Source organism: Klebsiella sp. JB_Kp042 (genome assembly GCF_040065275.1).
In the GTDB taxonomy this organism is placed as follows: Bacteria; Pseudomonadota; Gammaproteobacteria; order Enterobacterales; family Enterobacteriaceae; genus Klebsiella; species Klebsiella quasipneumoniae.
In genome coordinates this window covers 105,223-125,425 of sequence record NZ_JBEAJL010000117.1, presented here as the reverse complement: position 1 = coordinate 125,425, position 20,203 = coordinate 105,223, and the positions used below count along the sequence as shown (strand labels likewise).

Genomic DNA, 20,203 nt, shown 5'->3' with positions numbered 1-20,203 from the left:
GAGGAAGTGAATACGTGCAACAGATAGCCCGCGCTGTCACTCAGGCATTTAACAATCTGCCACGACCTCATCGCGTCATGCTGGGGTCGCTTAGCGTTCTTACCTTAGCGGTCGCCGTCTGGCGACCGTACATTTACCACCCGGAATCCGCCCCCATCGTCAGAACCATTGAACTGGAAAAAAGCGAGATCCGCTCCCTGCTGCCGGAAGCCTCCGAGCCGATCGACCAGGCCCCGCAGGAAGAAGAAGCCATTCCTCAGGATGAACTCGACGAAAAAGCCGATAGCGATGCCGGCGGGCACGAATACGTGGTGTCGACCGGCGATACCCTCAGCAGCATCCTGAACCAGTACGGTATCGATATGGGTGATATCGCCCAGCTCTCCTCCGCCGATAAAGAGTTGCGTAATCTGAAGATTGGCCAGCAGCTCTCCTGGACCCTGACCGCCGACGGCGATCTGCAGAGTCTGACCTGGGAGATGTCCCGCCGCGAAACCCGCACCTACACCCGCGTGGCTAACGGCTTTAAAATGAGCAGCGAGCTGCAGAAAGGCGACTGGGTCAACAGCGTGCTGAAGGGCACCGTCGGCGCCAGCTTTGTCTCCAGCGCGCGCGATGCCGGGCTGACCAGCACGGAAATCAGCGCGGTGATCAAGGCCATGCAGTGGCAGATGGATTTCCGTAAGCTGAAGAAAGGCGATGAGTTCTCGGTATTGATGTCGCGCGAAATGCTTGACGGCAAACGCGAGCAAAGCCAGCTGCTTGGCGTGCGTCTGCGTTCTGACGGGAAGGACTACTTTGCCATCCGTGCCGAAGACGGAAAATTCTACGACCGCAACGGGACGGGGCTGGCGAAAGGCTTTATGCGCTTCCCGACGGCGCGTCAGTTCCGCGTCTCCTCTAACTTTAACCCGCGTCGTCTGAACCCGGTCACCGGGCGCGTCGCGCCGCACCGTGGCGTCGATTTCGCGATGCCGCAGGGAACGCCGGTGCTGGCGGTGGGTGATGGCGAAGTGGTGGTGGCCAAGCGTAGCGGCGCCGCCGGGTATTACGTGGCCATCCGCCACGGTCGTACCTATACCACTCGCTACATGCACCTGCGTAAGCTGCTGGTGAAGCCGGGGCAGAAAGTGAAGCGCGGGGATCGTATTGCGCTGTCGGGGAATACCGGACGCTCAACCGGGCCGCACCTGCACTACGAAGTGTGGATCAACCAGCAGGCGGTCAACCCGCTGACGGCGAAACTGCCGCGTACTGAAGGGCTGAGCGGTTCCGACCGTACCGATTATCTGGCGCAGGTCAAAGAGGTCGTTCCGCAGCTGCGGTTTGACTAACCACCGGTCAGTGGAAAGCCGGTGCCCCAGGGCGCCGGCTTTTTATTTTGTAGGATACCCAACGTCTCGCTACACTATCCCATTATCTTGATTAAGCAGTCGATCTGCGGATTGGGCATGGAAACGAAAAAAAATAATATTGAGTTTATCCCTAAGTTTGAAAAATCTTTTTTACTGCCGCGCTACTGGGGCGCCTGGCTGGGGGTCTTTGCCTTCGCCGGTATTGCGCTGACTCCGCCTTCCTTTCGCGATCCGCTTCTCGGCAAACTCGGTCGTCTGGTCGGGCGTCTGGCGAAAAGCTCGCGCCGCCGGGCGCAGATTAATTTGCTGTATTGCTTCCCGGATAAAAGCGAGCACGAGCGGGAAGCGATCATCGACGCCATGTACGCCTCGGCGCCGCAGGCGATGGTGATGATGGCCGAGCTGGGCCTGCGCGATCCGCAGAAAATTCTCGCCCGCGTCGACTGGCAGGGTAAAGCTATCATCGACGAGCTGCAGCGCAATAATGAAAAGGTGATTTTCCTCGTCCCGCACGCATGGGGCGTGGATATCCCGGCGATGCTGATGGCCTCCGGCGGGCAGAAGATGGCGGCGATGTTCCACAACCAGGGTAACCCGGTCTTCGATTACGTGTGGAATACCGTACGTCGTCGTTTTGGCGGAAGGATGCACGCGCGCAACGACGGGATCAAACCATTTATTCAGTCGGTGCGCCAGGGTTACTGGGGCTACTATCTCCCCGATCAGGATCACGGCGCCGAGCACAGCGAGTTTGTGGATTTCTTCGCGACCTATAAGGCCACGCTGCCGGCGATTGGCCGTTTAATGAAGGTATGCCGCGCCCGCGTCGTTCCGCTGTTCCCGGTCTACGATGGCAAAACGCATCGCCTGACGGTGCTGGTGCGCCCGCCGATGGACGATCTGCTGGACGCTGACGATACAACGATCGCCCGGCGGATGAACGAAGAGGTGGAGGTGTTTGTTACGCCGCACACCGAGCAGTACACCTGGATCCTGAAGCTGCTGAAGACGCGCAAGCCGGGTGAAATCGAGCCCTACAAACGCAAAGAGCTGTACCCTAAGAAGTAGTCTGCAAGCGCCAGTGGGCATTCCCGGCTCACTGGCTATATTGCGTCAGCAACATCATGTTCTCAGCCGCAAGCCGGTAACGATACTCCGGTCGGCCGGTGATACCGTAGTGATTGCTGGTGAAGAGCACGTTGATCTGCTCCAGCCAAATCAGGTATTTGCGGCATGAAACTCTGGAGATCTGCAGTGCCGCCGCCAGCTCATTGGTTGAAAAATCTCGCGCCTGATGAGCGATTATCCACCGGCACACCAGGCGAAGCGTTTGCGGCGTCAGCCCTTTCGGCAAGCGGCGGGGGCCGTCCTGTTGTTGAACCCCGCGGCGTAGCAGGGTGTCGATATCCGCCTGGGCGTAGCAGGATTTCGCTTGCTTCGCATCGCGTTTATTGCGCCAGGTTCGCAGGGCTTCCTCAAAGCGCGGAAACTGAAACGGTTTAATCAGGTAATCAACCACGCCATAGCGCAGCGCCGTCTGCACGGTGAGCGCATCGGCGGCGGACGTCATCATGATGACATCAATATTCCGCCCATCAGCGCGAAGCGCCGGCAGCAGGTCCAGGCCGCTCTCCTGTTGCATATAGACATCCAGCAGCAGCAGATCGATCGGCGCCAGATGGCTCAGCATCGCGTTAGCATCGGCGATCGTCGCCGCGACTCCGCAGCAGTGAAAATCAGCTACCTGGCTGATAAACAACCGGTTCAGTTCGGCCACCATAGGATCATCATCGACAATCAGCACATTGAACATGGGTGGTTCCCCCGAGTGGCGGGAAGCCAGCCGGCTTCCCGCGAGATGAGCGATCACAATGACGAACGTTTATACGCGGTGTAGCGCGCTCGCCAAAAGGTTTTATCGATATTCGCCGCCAGCTGCGCCTCGTCAATCTGCGGCGCTACGCCGTCCAGTTGAGCCGCGCGGGCGACCTCTGCGGCAATAGCCCGTGAGATCATCTCGATCTCTTCTACCGGCGGCAGTAAACCGCCGGTTTCGCGGGTCGCCAGAGGCGAGTGGGCGGCCAGCGTTTTACTGCAGGTGATAAGCATTGCTTCGGTGACGCGCTCGGCTTTACTGGCAAGGATCCCCAGCCCCAGACCGGGGAAAATATAGGCGTTGTTGCACTGGGCAATGTCGTAGGTTTTGCCGTTATAGAAGACAGGGTCGAACGGGCTGCCGGTGGCGATGAGCGCGCTACCCCGGGTCCACTCCAGCAGATCCTTCGGCTGGGCCTCGGCTCGGGAGGTGGGGTTAGAGAGCGGCATAATAATCGGGCGCGGGCAGTGCCGATGCATCTCTTTCACTATCTCTTCGCTAAACAGCCCCGGCTGGCCTGACACGCCGATCAGCACGGTAGGGTGGACGTTGCGTACGACATCCATCAGCGACAGCTGGGCCGCCTCGGTATCCCAGTGGGCGATATTGGCTCGGGGGGTGACCAGCTCGCGCTGAAAATTGAGCAGATTAGGCATCTCATCAGTCAGCAGACCAAAGCGGTCAACCATAAAGATGCGGCGACGTGCTTCCGTTTCTGAGAGCCCATCATTCACCATCAGCGCAATGATTTTTTCCGCAATTCCGCATCCGGCCGAACCGCCGCCCAGGAAAACCACCCGCTGGTCGCGGAGCGACGTCCCGGCGGCTGCGGCGGCAGCGATCAGGGTTCCCGAGGTCACGGCGGCGGTTCCCTGAATATCATCGTTAAAACAGCACAGCTGGTGTCGATAGCGGTTGAGCAGTCGCGTGGCATTCTTTTGGGCAAAATCTTCAAACTGGAGCAAGACAGTCGGCCAGCGCTGCTGAATGGCATGGACAAACATGTCCATAAACTCCAGGTACTGCTCATCGCTGATGCGCGGATGTCGCCAGCCCATATACAGCGGATCCTCCAGATGCTGCGGATTGTTGGTCCCGACATCTAACATAATGGGCAGCGTTGATGCCGGGTGAATGCCCCCGCAGGCGGTATATAACGAGAGTTTGCCAATGGGGATCCCCATACCGCCGATCCCCTGGTCGCCCAGCCCCAGAATACGCTCGCCATCGGTTACCACGATGACTTTGATATCGTTGCGGGAAAACCCCTGCAGCATCTCGTCAATATGGTGACGGTTGGGCCAGGAGATGAACAGGCCGCGTCCCCGGCGATATATTTCTGAAAAGTGTTCGCACGCTTCGCCCACCGTCGGGGTATAAATAATGGGCAGCGTCTCTTTCATATGGCTGCGCAGCAGGTTATAGAATAACGTCTCGTTTGTGTCCTGAATATTTCTGAGATAAATATGGCGCGAAATGCTTTTTTTGAACTGACAAAACTGACCCCATGCGCGCTCGGTTTGTTCCTCAATGGTTTCCACATTGTGCGGTAACAGTCCCTGAAGATTAAACGCTGTGCGTTCGCTTTCCGTAAACGCGAGGCCTTTATTTAATAACGGGTTTTCCAGCAGGACAGCACCGTTATAGGGGGTGTATAAGGTTTCTGTGGCTAACATTACGTGACTCCTGAATATCAAATTAAAACATTGCCTGATGTCTTGGTGTTTTATTTCTGTGATTACGAAATGAGATAAATCATGACGCCTTCGGTGACCACGCCGATGGCGGTGCCCAGCAAAATAGAAGATGAGGCGGGTTCAATATAGGTATCGCTGCGCAGGGCAAACATCCCCGCCGCGATAGCGGAAGGCGTGGCGCCAATGATAATAACCTGTTGCATCAGGGAATGACTGAGCCCAAAGGCCAGCCCGGCCAGCGCCATCATGGCCGGCTGGATCAGGTTTTTAATACTAATGTTGGTGCAGGTTTGAATATTGACCGTCGGACGTTCACCGTAAAACAGCAGCCCAAGGGCGAACAGTGACAGACCGCCGGCGATTTTACCCACCATTTCGACGGGCACGCTGAGCAGAGGCGGCAACTGGATCCCGGCCAGGCTGAGCAGCACCCCGGAAATGGGGATCCAGACAATGGGATTTCGCACGGCGTTAAGCAGGTTTTGCAGGATCAACTGCCCGGCGTGGAGCTGGGGAGCCTCAGCGTCTCCGGGCTGGTCTCCCATGCGGATCAGGATGATGGTCAGAGGGATCATCAACACGCTGGTCACCAGGTTTCCGATAAGCACCCCGAGAAAGCCCTCCGGACCTATCAGCACCGCCAGCACGGGGGCGCCAAAGTAGGCCATATCGGGGAAGGCGCAAACCAGCGACTGAATCGCGCTGGTTTTAATATCATGACGAAAAACGTAGCGCGAGATCAGTAGCGTAAGAAAATACGACCCCATCAGACCAATAACCAGCACCGCCATAAAGGTGAAGTTTTTTATTTTATCCGGGCTGGTATGTAATGCGCCGATAAAAAGATGAAAAGGAAGGGCAAAGCGGATAACCACCGTGGCAAGAACGGAGGCGTCCTCACGGCGGGTATAGCCGAGTTTGCCGCTAAGCCATCCGAGCAGCATGATAAATACCAACGGGAAAAGAGATTGCAAGAGCAGTGAAGGCATAAAATGTCCTGACATATATTATCGGATTGTTGTGCTGCCAATCTAACGATCCCCTAATATTTAAAAGGTGATAGCCATCACAGTCATCTGGCTTTAAATAATTTCGCCTTGGCTACTTTACTTACAAATAGAGAAAAGATTATTAAATCATTGCGTTGTATTAACAGAGTTCATTATTTTAGCTGGCGATAACTTTAGCTTCGCGATAATAAATTAAATTACTTAAAATAAACTTTATGGCTCAGTCACAAAGCCGGCAGCGTGAATACGGTTGTCGTTTTTAGTTTTAAAGTCCTGTGCTACCGTTTCAGTGTATTTAGTTGATACGGCGTTTAGTGCTTTTTAGTTCATAGTGCTGCGCGATTTTAATATTGCATCCTGACCCTACGTGACCTCCTTATTATTCAGGTAAAAATATGAAAAATAATTCACTCAACCACCCGATAGATAAAACGTTGCCGAACGGGCAAGCGACTCGACTTTTCGCCAATATCGAAGTCGGCGCCGTGCCGTTAACGCTGTTTATAGGTATCGCCGCGATAGTGGCGCTCTCCGCTGGCGCGGGGTTGTTGCCAAAAAACATGATTGGCGGACTGGCGGTCATCATGACCCTCGGGTTCGCACTGGCGAAAATTGGCCGCATGGTGCCGGTGTTAAAAGATATTGGCGGTCCGGCGATTTTGTGTCTGATGACGCCCTCAGTGCTGGTCTACTTTGGCGTATTTGAAGCGCATACGCTCGATACCGTGCATTTGCTGATGAAGGAGGCCAATCTCCTCTATTTCGTCATCGCCTGCCTGGTGGTCGGCAGTATCCTTGGCATGAACCGCATGATTCTGATCCAGGGGATGGTGCGCATGTTTGTCCCGTTGGTGGTCGGAACCGGCGCGGCAATCGTAACCGGCCTGCTGGTGGGCAGCTTATTCGGCTACAGTATGTATCACACCTTCTTCTTTATCATTGTGCCGATTATCGGCGGCGGCATCGGCGAAGGGATCCTGCCGTTGTCGCTGGCTTATTCGGCGATCCTCGGACAGGCGCCAGATGTCTACGTGGCCCAACTGGCGCCGGCGGCGGTGGTGGGTAACATCTTCGCCATTATCTGCGCCGGCTTTCTGGCCCGCATGGGCGCTCGTCGCCCGGCGCTGTCCGGCAACGGGATGCTGATCCGCAGCCATGAAGATAATAGCGTCTTTGCGCAGAATCAGAGTACGCAGCCCACCGATTTTCAGCTCATGGGCGCCGGGTTGCTGATGATTTGCGCCTTTTTCATCATCGGCGGTCTGCTGGAGAAGGTGGTGCATATTCCGGGGCCGGTTCTGATGATTCTGGCGGCGGTATTCTGCAAATATACAAAAGTTATCCCGGCGGCGATGGAGCTGGGGGCGCACAGTTGCTACAAGTTCGTCTCCGCCGCGCTGGTGTGGCCGCTGATGATCGGCCTGGGCATGCTGTATGTACCGCTGGAGAGCGTGGTCTCGGTCTTCTCCGTTGGCTACGTCGTGGTGTGCGGCTCCATTGTCATTGCCATGGCGTTGAGCGGGTTCTTTATCGCTTCACGCCTTAATATGTATCCTGTGGAAGCCGCCATCGTTACCAGCTGCCACAGCGGGCTGGGCGGAACGGGGGATGTCGCCATTCTCTCGGCCTCAAACCGCATGGGATTGATGCCGTTTGCACAGATTGCGACGCGTATCGGTGGGGCGTCGACGGTGATCGCTGCGACGCTATTGCTGAGCTGGATGGTGTAGCCTGCCGGGCGTTGGGCAAAAAAATACCTGCCAGCCGTAGCGCTGGCAGGTAGAGACCGAGGCTTACTCGACGGTGAGGATACGCGTGGTATTGGTGCTGCCGATGGTGCTCATCACGTCACCCTGGGTAACGACCACCAGATCGCCGGAGACCAGGTAGCCTTTGTCCCGCAGCAGATTGACGGCATCGTGCGCAGCGGCCACCCCGTCATTCTGGCTGTCGAAGAACACCGGCGTCACCCCGCGGTAGAGGGCGGTCAGGTTCAGGGTGCGCTCGTGGCGGGACAGGGCGAAAATCGGCAGACCGGAGCTGATGCGCGAGGTCATCAGCGCGGTGCGGCCCGATTCGGTCATGGTGATGATGGCCGTGATGCCTTTCAGATGGTTGGCGGCATACATCGCCGACATGGCAATCGCTTCTTCCACGTTGTCGAACTGGACGTCCAGACGGTGTTTGGAGACGTTGAGGCTCGGGATTTTTTCAGCGCCCAGACAGACGCGCGCCATCGCGGCCACGGTTTCCGACGGGTACTGACCGGCAGCGGTTTCCGCGGAGAGCATCACCGCATCGGTACCATCCAGCACGGCGTTGGCCACGTCCATGACTTCCGCACGGGTCGGCATCGGGTTGGTGATCATCGACTCCATCATCTGGGTGGCGGTGATGACGGAACGGTTCAGCTGACGCGCACGACGAATCAGCGCTTTCTGGATGCCCACCAGCTCCGGATCGCCGATTTCGACGCCGAGGTCACCGCGGGCAACCATCACCACATCGGAGGCGAGGATCACGTCGTCCATGGCGTCCTGGTCGCAGACGGCTTCCGCACGCTCGACTTTGGCGACGATTTTCGCATCGCAACCGGCATCGCGCGCCAGGCGACGGGCGTAGTTCAGGTCTTCGCCGCAGCGCGGGAAGGAGACGGCGAGATAATCGACGCCAATTTTAGCGGCGGTGACGATATCGGCCTTGTCTTTGTCAGTCAGCGCTTCGGCAGACAGGCCGCCGCCCAGCTTGTTAATCCCTTTGTTGTTGGACAACGGGCCGCCGACGGTCACTTCGGTGAACACTTTCATCCCCTGAACTTCGAGGACTTTCAGCTGCACGCGACCATCGTCGAGCAGCAGGATATCGCCGGGCACGACGTCCGCCGGCAGGCCTTTATAGTCGATTCCGACTTTCTCTTTGTCGCCTTCGCCCTTGCCGAGGTTGGCGTCGAGCAGGAATTTGTCGCCGACGTTGAGGAAAATTTTGCCTTCTTTAAAGGTCGATACGCGAATTTTTGGTCCCTGGAGGTCGCCGAGGATGGCTACGTGACGGCCCAGTTTTGCCGCAATCTCACGCACTTTATCGGCACGGAGCTGATGATCTTCCGGGGTGCCGTGAGAGAAGTTCATACGCACTACGTTTGCGCCCGCGGCGATAACTTTTTCCAGGTTGTTATCGCGGTCAGTTGCCGGGCCTAAGGTAGTAACGATTTTGGTTCTGCGAAGCCTTCTGGACATGTAATACTCCGTTGACTGATACAACTTTGGTGTTGCGTGAACATGGATTCGGTAGCGCCAGCCTGCAACGTCGCACAGCCGGATCGTTATCGAAGGTGTAATGGGGTACTGCTTGTTATCAACTTTTATTGATTATCACTGGGTACGAACGGTTCTTTATCAAAACGCGATTCCTTCAGCGCTTCCTTGACCCTCTTCAAGTTATCTCTGAATTTTGCTCCCCGGCGCAGGGTAAAGCCAGTCGCCAGCACGTCAATGACGGTCAACTGGGCCAGACGCGAGACCATTGGCATATAGATGTCGGTATCTTCCGGCACATCCAGGGTAATGGCCAGCGTGGCTTCCCGGGCCAGCGGCGAGCCGGGGGAGGTGAGGGCGATCACCATGGCATCGTTTTCACGGGCCAGCTGCGCCAGCTCCACCAGGCTCTTGGTCCTTCCGGTATGCGAGATAATCACCACCACATCATCGTCATCGCAATTCATACAGCTCATGCGTTGCAGGACAATGTCGTCGGAATAGATGACCGGCACGTTAAAGCGGAAAAATTTGTTCATCGCGTCATGAGCGACCGCCGCCGAAGAGCCCAGGCCGAAAAAGGCGATTTTTTTGGCCTGAGTCAGGAGATCCACCGCGCGATTCACTGCCGACATGTCGAGAGAATGATGGACCTGATCTAAACTCGCCATGGCCGATTCAAATATTTTTCCCGTGTATGACTCAACGCTGTCGTCTTCATCAACATTGCGGTTAACATAGAGTGTGCCGTGCGCAAGGCTCTGGGCGAGATGCAGTTTGAAGTCAGGAAAGCCGCGGGTTTCGAGACTGCGGCAAAAGCGATTGACGGTCGGTTCGCTCACCCCGGCCTCAAGAGCGAGGGCGGCGATGCTCGAATGAATGGCCTGCGCGGGGGTGGCAAGGATCACTTCCGCCACTTTGCGTTCAGATTTGCTAAGGTGTTCCAGTCGGGACTGGATTTTTTCCAGCATGTTCATTAGTAACAGGGCGCTCATCAATGGAAACGATTTCATTAATGGGTGAAATCATCGGGCGTTTTAGCAAGAATATACCCCTCCGCAAGCGCAAGCGGTGAGGAATGACGGGAAAAAATGTTGTTTTTTTTCATTACATGATCAGAGTCGTATTTTACTGACCTGAAACAGGTACAAACAACGAACAATATCAGCCAGATGCCCAAATCATCGCCGAATGTTTTCACCCTGTGCGGTTTTCCCGCCGCAAACGGAGGGGAAGGCTTTCGGGAAATACGTAAACACAGTACAGTGCAGTGTAAGAAAATTACAAATATAGCCTGGCAAAAGCACCAGACTATCAACTGAGGAGAATGACATGGCGGTAACGCAAACGGCCCAGGCATGCGACCTGGTCATTTTCGGCGCGAAGGGCGACCTGGCGCGGCGTAAATTGTTGCCTTCCCTGTATCAGCTTGAAAAGGCGGGCCAGATCCACGCCGACACCCGGATCATTGGCGTCGGCCGTGCCGACTGGGATAAAGCGGCTTACACCAAAGTGGTGCGCGAAGCGCTGGAAACCTTCATGAAGGAAAAAATTGATGAAGGTTTGTGGGATTCCCTGAGCGGACGCCTGGAGTTCTGTAATCTTGACGTCAATGACACCAGCGGCTTCACCCGCCTGGGCGACATGCTGGACCAAAAGAATCGCGTCACCATCAACTATTTCGCCATGCCGCCGAGCACCTTTGGCGCCATCTGTAAAGGTCTGGGCGAAGCGAAGCTCAATGCCAAGCCTGCGCGCGTGGTCATGGAAAAACCGCTGGGCACCTCGCTGGAAACCTCGCGGGAAATCAACGATCAGGTCGGCGAGTTTTTTGAAGAGTGCCAGGTCTACCGTATCGACCACTACCTCGGAAAAGAGACGGTCCTCAACCTGCTGGCGCTGCGCTTTGCCAACTCCCTGTTCGTCAATAACTGGGACTGCCGTACCATCGATCATGTGGAAATCACCGTCGCGGAAGAGGTAGGCATTGAAGGGCGCTGGGGGTACTTCGACCAGGCCGGACAGATGCGCGACATGATCCAGAACCACCTGCTGCAGATCCTGTGCATGATTGCCATGTCGCCGCCGTCCGATCTCAGCGCCGACAGCATCCGTGATGAAAAGGTTAAAGTGCTGAAATCCCTGCGCCGTATTGACCGCTCCAACGTGCGCGAGAAAACCGTTCGCGGCCAGTACACCGCCGGCTTTGCCCAGGGCAAAAAAGTGCCAGGCTACCTCGAAGAAGAGGGGGCGAACAAAACCAGCAACACCGAAACCTTCGTGGCGATCCGCGTTGATATCGATAACTGGCGCTGGGCTGGCGTACCGTTCTATCTGCGCACCGGCAAACGTCTGCCGACCAAATGTTCCGAAGTGGTGGTTTATTTCAAAACGCCGGAGCTGAACCTGTTTAAAGAGACCTGGCAGGAGCTGCCGCAGAACAAGCTGACCATTCGTCTGCAACCGGACGAAGGGGTGGATATTCAGGTCCTGAACAAAGTGCCGGGCCTCGACCACAAGCATAACCTGCAGATCACCAAGCTGGATCTGAGCTACTCCGAAACCTTCAATCAGACGCATCTGGCCGATGCCTATGAACGTCTGCTGCTGGAGACCATGCGCGGTATCCAGGCGCTGTTCGTCCGCCGTGATGAAGTGGAAGAGGCGTGGAAGTGGGTGGACTCCATCACCGAAGCCTGGGCGGCCGACCGCGATGCGCCGAAACCGTATCAGGCCGGGACCTGGGGACCCGTGGCCTCGGTGGCCATGATCACCCGCGATGGCCGCTCGTGGAACGAGTTCGAGTAAGCTCGCGGTCTCATCCGTCAGGGGTATTTTACCGGTAACATGATCTGACGCAGAAAGTCGCACGCTTTTTAATCTTTTAAGCCCCGTGAGGATTCACCCACGGGGCTTTTTTTATTACACTGCCTACAGACATTTTGCCCCTGAGCGCTGGTGTTGGTGGCTTCGGGCACCAAAACACGTCATCTCGCAGCGGCCGGACAGATAAAATTTTGAGGAGCCTTTATGAATTCGACAATGTTACGGGTAACAAATCGCATTATCGAACGGTCGCGTGATACCCGCGCGGCTTACCTCGCAAGGATTAACCAGGCCAAAACCGACACCGTGCATCGTGCGCAACTGGCCTGCGGCAATCTGGCTCACGGTTTCGCGGCCTGTCAGGCCGACGACAAAGCCTCCCTGAAAAGCATGTTGCGCAACAACATCGCCATCATCACCTCCTACAACGATATGTTGTCCGCGCATCAGCCCTACGAACACTACCCGGATATCATTCGCAAAGCGCTGCACAGCGCCAATGCGGTCGGCCAGGTGGCCGGCGGCGTGCCGGCGATGTGCGACGGCGTGACCCAGGGACAGGACGGCATGGAGCTCTCTCTCCTGAGTCGCGAAGTGATCGCCATGTCCGCGGCCATCGGCCTGTCGCATAACATGTTCGATGGCGCGCTGTATCTCGGCGTGTGCGATAAAATTGTGCCCGGACTGACCATGGCGGCGCTCTCATTCGGCCACCTGCCGTCGGTCTTTATTCCCTCCGGTCCGATGGCCAGCGGCCTGCCTAATAAAGAGAAGGTTCGCATTCGCCAGCTGTACGCAGAGGGCAAAGTTGACCGCATGGCGCTGCTGGAGTCCGAAGCCGCTTCTTACCACGCTCCGGGGACCTGTACGTTCTACGGTACGGCAAACACCAACCAGATGGTGGTGGAGTTTATGGGCATGCAGCTGCCGGGATCGTCCTTCGTCCATCCGGATGCCCCGCTGCGGGAAGCGCTGACCGCCGCCGCCGCGCGCCAGGTCACCCGCATGACCGGCAATGGCAACGAGTGGATGCCGTTGGGCAAAATGTTTGACGAAAAAGTGGTGGTCAACGGCATTGTGGCGCTGCTGGCGACCGGCGGTTCCACCAACCACACCATGCACCTGGTGGCGATGGCCCGCGCGGCGGGCATCATCATTAACTGGGATGATTTCTCCGACCTGTCAGACGTGGTGCCGCTGCTGGCGCGCCTCTACCCCAACGGCCCGGCGGATATCAACCATTTCCAGGCGGCGGGCGGCGTTCCGGTTCTGGTGCGCGAGCTGCTGAAAGGCGGCCTGCTGCATGAGGACGTTCACACCGTCGCCGGCTTCGGCCTGTCGCGCTACACCCTCGAGCCGTGGCTCAACAACGGCGAGCTGGACTGGCGGGAAGGCGCGACGGCGCCGCTTGACGATCAGGTCATCGCGACTTTCGAGAAACCGTTCTCCCGTCACGGCGGCACCAAGGTGCTGAGCGGTAACCTCGGCCGTGCGGTCATGAAAACCTCGGCAGTCCCGGTAGAGAACCAGGTGATCGAAGCGCCGGCGGTGGTGTTCGAGAGCCAGCACGACGTGTTGCCGGCCTTTGAAGCGGGTCTGCTGGACAAAGACTGCGTGGTGGTGGTCCGTCATCAGGGGCCAAAAGCGAACGGGATGCCAGAATTACATAAACTTATGCCGCCACTTGGTGTATTATTGGACCGCCGTTTCAAAATAGCGCTGGTGACCGATGGCCGACTCTCTGGCGCCTCCGGTAAAGTCCCGTCAGCCATCCATGTCACGCCTGAAGCCTATGATGGTGGGTTGCTGGCGAAAGTGCGCGATGGCGATCTTATTCGCGTGAACGGGCAGACGGGGGAACTGACGCTGCTGGTGGACGATGCCGAACTGGCGGCGCGTCAGCCGCATATCCCTGACCTCAGCGCGTCGCGCGTAGGAACCGGTCGGGAGATGTTTGGGGCGCTGCGTGAGAAGCTCTCTGGCGCGGAGCAGGGCGCAACCTGCATCACTTTTTAAGACGATTTAATTTCTAGATCTGGCGAGAGAAAATCCTGATGAAAAACTGGAAAACAACAGCAGAAGCAATCCTCACCTCCGGTCCGGTTGTCCCGGTTATCGTAGTGAAAAAGCTGGAACACGCGGTACCGATGGCGAAAGCGCTGGTCGCGGGCGGCGTGCGCGTCCTGGAAGTGACTCTGCGCACCGAGTGCGCCCTGGAGGCGATCCGCGCGATTGCTAAAGAAGTGCCGGACGCGATTGTCGGCGCGGGCACGGTTACCAACGTCGAGCAGCTGAAAGCGGTAACAGAAGCCGGCGCGCAGTTCGCTATCAGCCCGGGGCTGACCGAATCTCTGCTGAAAGCGGCGACCGAAGACGGCACTATTCCGCTGATCCCGGGGATCAGCACCGTCTCCGAGCTGATGCTGGGCATGCAGTACGGTCTGAAAGAGTTTAAATTTTTCCCGGCGGAAGCCAACGGCGGCGTGAAAGCGCTGCAGGCGATTGCTGGTCCGTTCGGTCACATTCGTTTCTGCCCGACCGGCGGTATCTCCCCGGCCAACTACCGTGATTACCTGGCGCTGAACAGCGTGCTGTGCATCGGTGGTTCCTGGCTGGTGCCGGCCGACGCCCTGGAAGCTGGCGACTACGATCGCATCACCACCCTGGCGCGTGAAGCGGTGGAAGGCGCGAAGTAAACCGCGCCTCAAGGTCAACAACCCGGTCAGCGGCAACGCGACCGGTTTTTTTTATTATTTATCCTTCGACGATAACCGCCGCGGCGGCGGTTTTAGCCCGCGCCACGGCCTCTTCCACTGAATCGGCGACGGCGAGGGTCACCCCCAGACGACGGGTGCCGTCAATCTCCGGCTTGCCGAACAGACGCAGCTGCAGGCCAGCTCCGACGGCCGACTGCAGCTGGCCGAAGCTGACGTTCTGGCTGGTCAGCTGCGGAAGGATCACCGCGGAAGCGGCTGGGCCATACTGGCGGATGGCGCCGACGGGCAGCCCAAGAAAGGCGCGAACGTGCAGAGCGAATTCCGAGAGATCCTGCGAAATAAGCGTCACCATTCCGGTGTCGTGCGGGCGCGGGGAGACTTCGCTGAAGATCACCTCGTCGCCGCAAACGAACAGCTCCACGCCGAACAGGCCATGCCCCCCCAGCGCCAGCACTACCTTACGGGCGATATCCTGAGCGCGTTCAAGGGCCAGGTCGCTCATCTGCTGCGGCTGCCAGGATTCACGATAATCGCCATCTTCCTGACGATGGCCGACCGGGGCGCAGAAATGCACGCCATCGACGGCGCTGACGGTGAGCAGGGTGATTTCAAAGTCGAAATTCACCACCCCTTCGACGATCACCCGCCCGGCGCCGGCGCGGCCGCCCTGCTGGGCGTAGCGCCAGGCTTCGCTGAGCTGGTCAGCCGAGCGGATAAAGCTCTGGCCTTTACCGGAGGAGCTCATCACCGGTTTGACGATGCACGGCAAGCCGATCTCCGCGACCGCCGCGCGGAAGGCGTCTTCACTGTCGGCGAAACGGTAGCTGGAGGTGGGGAGCTGCAGCTCTTCCGCCGCCAGACGGCGAATACCTTCGCGGTTCATGGTGAGCTTCGCTGCCCGCGCCGTGGGGACCACTTTCTGCCCGGCCTGCTCCAGTTCTACCAGGGTATCGGTGGCGATAGCTTCGATCTCCGGCACGATGTAATCAGGTTTTTCCTGTTCGATCAGCGCGAGCAGGCTCTCGCCGTGCAGCATATTGATGACGTGGGCGCGGTGGGCGACCTGCATCGCCGGGGCATCGGGGTAGCGGTCGACGGCGATAGTTTCAATGCCCAGACGCTGACATTCAATGGCGACTTCTTTACCCAGCTCGCCGGAGCCTAACAGCATAACTTTGGTGGCTGCCGGGCGCAGCGCGGTGCCTAATACAGTCATAACTCTCTTCCGCAGTAAAAAAAGATGCGGTCGATTATAAACGAAAACGTTTGCGTCTGTCTTTACGCGCGTGAGTTGAGTCCGGAAGTGAAATTTGTTATACTGTATAAAAATACAGTATCGAGAGGCTGCAGCATGGCGGTTGAAATTAAATATGTGGTGATCCGCGAAGGTGAGGAAAAAATGTCTTTTGCCAGCAAAAAAGAGGCCGACGCTTACGACAAAATGCTCGATCTGGCAGAGGTGCTGAATGACTGGCTGGTAGCATCGTCGCTGGAAATGGACGATGCCCAGCGCGATACCATGGCGATGTGGCTGGCGGAGCGTAAAGAGGCGCTGCAGCATATCCTGCGCGCCGGCAAACTGCCGGAGCAGGATGCGACTGCGCACGATGCGCCCGCGCCGTCAACGGACGCAGAGGCTACCCCGGCGGAAGATGCCGCCGCGCCGGCTGCCAAAACGCGGAAAGCCAAAGCGGCCTGATGGCTGGCGGTCAGCCACTGGCGGGCTGGCGGGCTGGCGGGCTGGCGGGCTGGCGGGCTGGCGGGCTGGCGGGCTGGTCGGTTGGTCGGCTGAACCCGGTACCGCCGCCGCGCGCACCTTTGCGCATCTTTAGCCATATCTAACATTTCCTGACATCGCGTCGTTTAGGCTGATAACAGTGTTTGTCACCTGAGAGGAAAACCATGGCTAACTGGCTAAATCAACTGCAGTCGCTGCTCGGACAGCAGGGCGCGTCGCCGTCCGGCGAATCGTCAAAAGGGAGCGCCCTGCTGCCCGGCGCCATCGGCGGGCTGGCAGGGCTGTTGGTGGCCAGCAAATCGTCACGCAAGCTGCTGGCGAAATATGGCACCAGCGCGCTGCTGGCTGGCGGTGGGGCAGTGGCGGGTACCGTGTTGTGGAACAAGTATCAGCAGAAAATGCGCGCTCAGAACACGCCCGCCCCGACACCAGAGACGGCTGCGGCGCCGGCGGATGTCGATCCGCGCAGCGTGCGGCTGATCACCGCCCTGGTGTTTGCCGCCAAAAGCGATGGGCATATCGACGATCACGAGCGGGCGAGGATTGAAGCCCAGCTTCGGGAAGCCAATATTGACGTTCAGGCGCGGGTGCTGATTGACCAGGCGCTGGCTCAGCCGCTGGATCCGCAGCGTCTCGCCGAGGGCATCGTTGACCCGCAGGAGGCGCTGGAGATCTACTACGTCAGCTGCGCGGTGATCGATATCGACCACTTTATGGAGCGCAGCTATCTCAACGCCCTGGGTGAGGCCCTGGCGTTGCCAAAAGATGTCCGGGCCGACATCGAACAGGATATCCAGTCACAAAAACAGGCGCTAAGCGTTTAAATTATCACGTTTCGCTTGCATCGCCCGCGTCTTTTGCCACCCTTATAGACACGTCATCATTCAGGCGCCACCCTGCGGCCTGAATGCTCTTGTGTCACGAAAAAGCAGCAGAAGAATAACATGCCACCTAAAGCCAAACGGATCCCTCACGCCATGACCTTGCATGGCGATACACGCATCGATAACTATTACTGGCTGCGCGACGATGAACGCGCGCGGCCTGATGTGCTGGAATATCTGCACGCGGAAAACGCCTACGGCAAGCAAGTGATGGATTCGCAGCTCAGCCTGCAGGAGCGTCTGCTGAAAGAGATTATCGACCGCATTCCGCAGCGGGAAGTCTCGGCCCCCTACAGCAAAAACGGCTTTCGCTATCGTCAGGTGTACGAGCCGGGCTGCGAATACGCTATCTACCAGCGCCAGTCGGTGCTGAAAGAGGAGTGGGACGAGTGGGAGATCCTGCTTGATGCCAACCAGCGGGCGGCGAAAAGCGAGTTTTACACCCTGGGCGGGCTGGGCATTGCGCCCAACAACCAGCTGATGGCGGTGGCGGAAGATTATCTCTCCCGCCGCCAGTACGGGCTGCGCTTTTGCGATCTCAGCAACGGCGAGTGGTATCCGGAGACCCTAGAAAATGTCACCTCCGGCTTTGCCTGGAGCAACGATTCACGCTTTGTGTGGTATGTGCGTAAACATCCCACCACACTGCTTCCTTATCAGGTCTGGCGCCACACCGTCGGGACGCCGGCGCAGAGCGACGCGCTGGTCTATGAGGAAAAAGATGAGACCTTCTACGTCAGCGTGCATAAAACCACATCCCAGCAGTTCGTGGTGATCTATCTCTCCAGCGCCACCACCAGCGAAGTGCTGCTGCTCAACGCCGAACTGCCAGACGCCGAACCGGTCTGCTTCCTGCCGCGGCGTAAAGATCATGAATATAGCCTCGATCACTATCAGCACGCTTTTTATCTGCGATCCAACCGGGAGGGGAAGAATTTTGGCCTCTACCGTACCGTGCTGCGCGATGAAGAGCAGTGGACCACGCTGATCCCGCCGCGTCACGACGTAATGCTCGAAGGATTTACCCTGTTTACCGACTGGCTGGTCGTCGAGGAGCGTCAGCGCGGCCTGACCAGTTTGCGGCAGATTAACCGCAGGACCCGGGAGGTGGTAGGGATCGCCTTTGACGATCCGGCCTATGTCACCTGGCTTGCCTATAACCCGGAGCCTGAAACGTCGCGCCTGCGCTACGGCTACTCCTCGATGACCACGCCCGACACCCTGTTTGAGCTGGACATGGATACCGGCGAACGACGGGTGATCAAGCAGCAGGAGGTGAAGGGGCTGGACACCCGCTGCTATCAGAGCGAGCACCTGTGGGTAACCGCCCGTGATGGCGTCGAAGTGCCGGTCTCGCTGGTCTATCATCGCGACCATTTTCGTAAAGGGAGCAATCCGCTGCTGGTCTATGGCTATGGCTCCTATGGCGACAGTATCGATGCCGATTTCAGCGCCAGCCGGCTGAGCCTGCTCAACCGGGGCTTTGTCTACGCTATCGCCCACGTTCGCGGCGGCGGCGAGCTGGGGCAGCAGTGGTATGAGGACGGTAAATTCCTGTGTAAGAAAAATACCTTCAACGACTATCTGGACGTCTGCGACGCGCTGCTGGCCCAGGGGTACGGCGACCCGCGGCTCTGCTATGGCATGGGCGGCAGCGCCGGCGGGATGCTGATGGGGGTGGCCGTTAACGAGCGTCCAGAGCTGTTCCACGGCGTAATAGCTCAGGTGCCGTTCGTCGACGTGGTGACCACCATGCTGGATGAGACCATTCCGCTGACGACCGGCGAATTTGAAGAGTGGGGGAACCCGCAGGATGAAACCTATTACCACTACATGAAAAGCTACAGCCCCTACGACGGCGTGAAGGCGCAGGCGTATCCGCATATGCTGGTGACCACCGGGCTGCACGATTCACAGGTGCAATACTGGGAGCCGGCGAAGTGGGTGGCGAAACTGCGTGAACTGAAAACCGACGATAACCTGCTGCTGCTCTGCACCGATATGGACTCCGGCCATGGCGGAAAATCCGGGCGCTTTAAAAGCTATGAGGGGGTGGCGCTGGAGTACGCCTTTTTCATCGCCCTGGCGCAGGGGACACTGCCGGGGAAAGCGGCAGTGTAGGGGCTATTCCCCGAGGTAATGCTTGAGCGTGAGGCGCAGCTCGGGGCTCATGCGGTCGAGATTGTTGAATAACCAGCGCAGATAGCCTGGATCGTTTTCAGCAATCTCGGCGACGGCTTTACCGCGGTATTTGCCGAAGGTGAAGGTGGTGAGCAGCGCCGGCCGACCGGTGATATCGGCCATTTCGTCAGGCGTCCAGCCGGAAACGTTGATGATATCCAGCAGCAGCGCAGCGGTGATATAACAGTCATACAGCGCCCGGTGGTGATGCAGCCCCGGCGGCGTGGCCACGTTCAGCTTACGTGATTTATAGAGCCCCATATTACTGTATTTGATGCCCGGCCACAGCCGGCGGGCCAGCTTCATGGTACAGATCCACTCGCCATGCATCTCCGGTAACACCCGACGATCGAAACTGGCGTTATGCGCGACATACCACGGGCTGCCATGATAGTGCGGAATAATCTCCTCAATCCACGGCTTATCGGCGACCATCTCTTCGGTAATCCGGTGGATAGCCATCGCCTGCGGGCTGATGGGGCGGTCAGGACGCACCAGATGGCTCATGGGATTGGTGATCTGCCCGTTGACAATGTCGACCGAGGCGACTTCAACGATGCCCCCCTGCAGTCCGCAGGTTTCGGTATCAATGACGCGCAGCATGGCTCGCTCCAGAGCAAAACAATAAGCGTAAAGTAATTGGCTGGGCTTGCCAACCGACGGTG

At 57.8% G+C, this 20,203-nt stretch carries 18 protein-coding genes; 11 read left to right on the top strand and 7 right to left on the bottom strand.

The window, feature by feature from the left end:
- Positions 1 to 14 precede the first annotated feature (14 nt).
- Together mepM and lpxM are read left to right on the top strand one after the other, a co-directional pair.
- Positions 15 to 1,334: a murein DD-endopeptidase MepM gene (gene mepM, locus ABLV54_RS26390; RefSeq protein ID WP_023290249.1), complete on the top strand. Its 1,320-nt coding sequence runs from the start codon at positions 15 to 17 to the stop codon at positions 1,332 to 1,334.
- A gap of 117 nt (positions 1,335 to 1,451) precedes the next feature.
- Entirely contained in the window at positions 1,452 to 2,423 is a 972-nt protein-coding gene (lpxM, locus tag ABLV54_RS26385; protein ID WP_044523984.1) for a lauroyl-Kdo(2)-lipid IV(A) myristoyltransferase, read from the top strand.
- Positions 2,424 to 2,451: 28 nt separating this feature from the next.
- Here the strand turns inward: lpxM and dcuR are convergent, their stop codons facing one another.
- The 3 genes from dcuR to ABLV54_RS26370 form a co-directional block, all read right to left on the bottom strand.
- Complete coding sequence (gene dcuR / locus ABLV54_RS26380; RefSeq protein WP_023290248.1) at positions 2,452 to 3,168, bottom strand: two-component system response regulator DcuR; 717 nt, start codon at positions 3,166 to 3,168, stop codon at positions 2,452 to 2,454.
- A 53-nt stretch (positions 3,169 to 3,221) separates the two neighbouring features.
- Positions 3,222 to 4,907 carry an NAD-dependent malic enzyme gene (locus ABLV54_RS26375; RefSeq protein WP_226564436.1) on the bottom strand — a complete coding sequence of 562 codons (1,686 nt, stop codon included), beginning with the start codon at positions 4,905 to 4,907 and terminating at the stop codon, positions 3,222 to 3,224.
- Between the two features lie 62 nt (positions 4,908 to 4,969).
- Positions 4,970 to 5,917 carry an AEC family transporter gene (locus tag ABLV54_RS26370; protein ID WP_048297816.1) on the bottom strand — a complete coding sequence of 316 codons (948 nt, stop codon included), beginning with the start codon at positions 5,915 to 5,917 and terminating at the stop codon, positions 4,970 to 4,972.
- 416 nt (positions 5,918 to 6,333) lie between these two features.
- Between ABLV54_RS26370 and ABLV54_RS26365 the strand changes: the two genes are divergently transcribed.
- Positions 6,334 to 7,668 carry a 2-hydroxycarboxylate transporter family protein gene (locus ABLV54_RS26365; protein WP_117135928.1) on the top strand — a complete coding sequence of 445 codons (1,335 nt, stop codon included), beginning with the start codon at positions 6,334 to 6,336 and terminating at the stop codon, positions 7,666 to 7,668.
- A 63-nt stretch (positions 7,669 to 7,731) separates the two neighbouring features.
- On the opposite strand, the gene pyk is transcribed toward ABLV54_RS26365, so the two are convergent.
- Together pyk and ABLV54_RS26355 are read right to left on the bottom strand one after the other, a co-directional pair.
- Positions 7,732 to 9,174, bottom strand: a complete 1,443-nt coding sequence (pyk, locus tag ABLV54_RS26360) for a pyruvate kinase (RefSeq protein WP_002911440.1) — start codon at positions 9,172 to 9,174, stop codon at positions 7,732 to 7,734.
- A 125-nt stretch (positions 9,175 to 9,299) separates the two neighbouring features.
- Positions 9,300 to 10,205 (bottom strand): MurR/RpiR family transcriptional regulator, encoded by a 906-nt coding sequence (locus ABLV54_RS26355; RefSeq protein WP_072096624.1) that lies wholly within the window; start codon positions 10,203 to 10,205, stop codon positions 9,300 to 9,302.
- A gap of 159 nt (positions 10,206 to 10,364) precedes the next feature.
- On the opposite strand from ABLV54_RS26355, the gene ABLV54_RS26350 reads away from it, so the two are divergent.
- From ABLV54_RS26350 to ABLV54_RS26335, 4 genes are all read left to right on the top strand, one after another.
- Positions 10,365 to 10,514 carry a hypothetical protein gene (locus ABLV54_RS26350; protein ID WP_032453387.1) on the top strand — a complete coding sequence of 50 codons (150 nt, stop codon included), beginning with the start codon at positions 10,365 to 10,367 and terminating at the stop codon, positions 10,512 to 10,514.
- Between the two features lie 10 nt (positions 10,515 to 10,524).
- Entirely contained in the window at positions 10,525 to 12,000 is a 1,476-nt protein-coding gene (zwf, locus tag ABLV54_RS26345) for a glucose-6-phosphate dehydrogenase (protein ID WP_004203394.1), read from the top strand.
- Between the two features lie 222 nt (positions 12,001 to 12,222).
- Positions 12,223 to 14,034, top strand: coding sequence for a phosphogluconate dehydratase (gene edd / locus ABLV54_RS26340; protein ID WP_023290242.1), 1,812 nt, complete (start codon positions 12,223 to 12,225; stop codon positions 14,032 to 14,034).
- Between the two features lie 38 nt (positions 14,035 to 14,072).
- Positions 14,073 to 14,714 (top strand): bifunctional 4-hydroxy-2-oxoglutarate aldolase/2-dehydro-3-deoxy-phosphogluconate aldolase, encoded by a 642-nt coding sequence (locus tag ABLV54_RS26335; RefSeq protein ID WP_002911423.1) that lies wholly within the window; start codon positions 14,073 to 14,075, stop codon positions 14,712 to 14,714.
- 58 nt (positions 14,715 to 14,772) lie between these two features.
- Here the strand turns inward: ABLV54_RS26335 and purT are convergent, their stop codons facing one another.
- On the bottom strand, positions 14,773 to 15,951 hold the full coding sequence (purT, locus tag ABLV54_RS26330; RefSeq protein WP_048297814.1) for a formate-dependent phosphoribosylglycinamide formyltransferase: 1,179 nt from the start codon (positions 15,949 to 15,951) through the stop codon (positions 14,773 to 14,775).
- 135 nt (positions 15,952 to 16,086) lie between these two features.
- On the opposite strand from purT, the gene ABLV54_RS26325 reads away from it, so the two are divergent.
- From ABLV54_RS26325 to ptrB, 4 genes are all read left to right on the top strand, one after another.
- A complete protein-coding gene (locus tag ABLV54_RS26325; RefSeq protein ID WP_226566172.1) occupies positions 16,087 to 16,434 on the top strand; it encodes a YebG family protein in 348 nt (115 codons plus the stop codon).
- The gene (locus ABLV54_RS26320) at positions 16,434 to 16,577 is read left to right on the top strand and encodes a hypothetical protein (protein ID WP_348814251.1); all 144 of its coding nucleotides are present in this window, start codon (positions 16,434 to 16,436) and stop codon (positions 16,575 to 16,577) included. Before ABLV54_RS26325 ends, ABLV54_RS26320 begins: the two co-directional genes overlap by 1 nt.
- 60 nt (positions 16,578 to 16,637) lie before the next feature.
- Entirely contained in the window at positions 16,638 to 17,297 is a 660-nt protein-coding gene (locus ABLV54_RS26315; RefSeq protein ID WP_048336014.1) for a tellurite resistance TerB family protein, read from the top strand.
- Between the two features lie 120 nt (positions 17,298 to 17,417).
- Complete coding sequence (gene ptrB / locus ABLV54_RS26310) at positions 17,418 to 19,478, top strand: oligopeptidase B (RefSeq protein WP_048297811.1); 2,061 nt, start codon at positions 17,418 to 17,420, stop codon at positions 19,476 to 19,478.
- Between the two features lie 3 nt (positions 19,479 to 19,481).
- Here ptrB and exoX read toward each other — a convergent pair whose 3' ends face one another.
- Entirely contained in the window at positions 19,482 to 20,141 is a 660-nt protein-coding gene (exoX, locus tag ABLV54_RS26305; RefSeq protein WP_048297810.1) for an exodeoxyribonuclease X, read from the bottom strand.
- Positions 20,142 to 20,203: the final 62 nt, after the last annotated feature.

Excerpts from the sequence above, each read along its gene's own strand:
- lpxM (WP_044523984.1), top strand. The coding sequence starts at position 1,452 with ATGGAAACGAAAAAAAATAATATTGAGTTTATCCCTAAGTTTGAAAAA.
- dcuR (WP_023290248.1), bottom strand. The coding sequence starts at position 3,168 with ATGTTCAATGTGCTGATTGTCGATGATGATCCTATGGTGGCCGAACTG.
- ABLV54_RS26375 (WP_226564436.1), bottom strand. The coding sequence starts at position 4,907 with ATGTTAGCCACAGAAACCTTATACACCCCCTATAACGGTGCTGTCCTG.
- ABLV54_RS26370 (WP_048297816.1), bottom strand. The coding sequence starts at position 5,917 with ATGCCTTCACTGCTCTTGCAATCTCTTTTCCCGTTGGTATTTATCATG.
- ABLV54_RS26365 (WP_117135928.1), top strand. The coding sequence starts at position 6,334 with ATGAAAAATAATTCACTCAACCACCCGATAGATAAAACGTTGCCGAAC.
- pyk (WP_002911440.1), bottom strand. The coding sequence starts at position 9,174 with ATGTCCAGAAGGCTTCGCAGAACCAAAATCGTTACTACCTTAGGCCCG.
- ABLV54_RS26355 (WP_072096624.1), bottom strand. The coding sequence starts at position 10,205 with ATGAAATCGTTTCCATTGATGAGCGCCCTGTTACTAATGAACATGCTG.
- ABLV54_RS26350 (WP_032453387.1), top strand. The coding sequence starts at position 10,365 with ATGCCCAAATCATCGCCGAATGTTTTCACCCTGTGCGGTTTTCCCGCC.
- zwf (WP_004203394.1), top strand. The coding sequence starts at position 10,525 with ATGGCGGTAACGCAAACGGCCCAGGCATGCGACCTGGTCATTTTCGGC.
- edd (WP_023290242.1), top strand. The coding sequence starts at position 12,223 with ATGAATTCGACAATGTTACGGGTAACAAATCGCATTATCGAACGGTCG.
- ABLV54_RS26335 (WP_002911423.1), top strand. The coding sequence starts at position 14,073 with ATGAAAAACTGGAAAACAACAGCAGAAGCAATCCTCACCTCCGGTCCG.
- purT (WP_048297814.1), bottom strand. The coding sequence starts at position 15,951 with ATGACTGTATTAGGCACCGCGCTGCGCCCGGCAGCCACCAAAGTTATG.
- ABLV54_RS26325 (WP_226566172.1), top strand. The coding sequence starts at position 16,087 with ATGGCGGTTGAAATTAAATATGTGGTGATCCGCGAAGGTGAGGAAAAA.
- ABLV54_RS26320 (WP_348814251.1), top strand. The coding sequence starts at position 16,434 with ATGGCTGGCGGTCAGCCACTGGCGGGCTGGCGGGCTGGCGGGCTGGCG.
- ABLV54_RS26315 (WP_048336014.1), top strand. The coding sequence starts at position 16,638 with ATGGCTAACTGGCTAAATCAACTGCAGTCGCTGCTCGGACAGCAGGGC.
- ptrB (WP_048297811.1), top strand. The coding sequence starts at position 17,418 with ATGCCACCTAAAGCCAAACGGATCCCTCACGCCATGACCTTGCATGGC.
- exoX (WP_048297810.1), bottom strand. The coding sequence starts at position 20,141 with ATGCTGCGCGTCATTGATACCGAAACCTGCGGACTGCAGGGGGGCATC.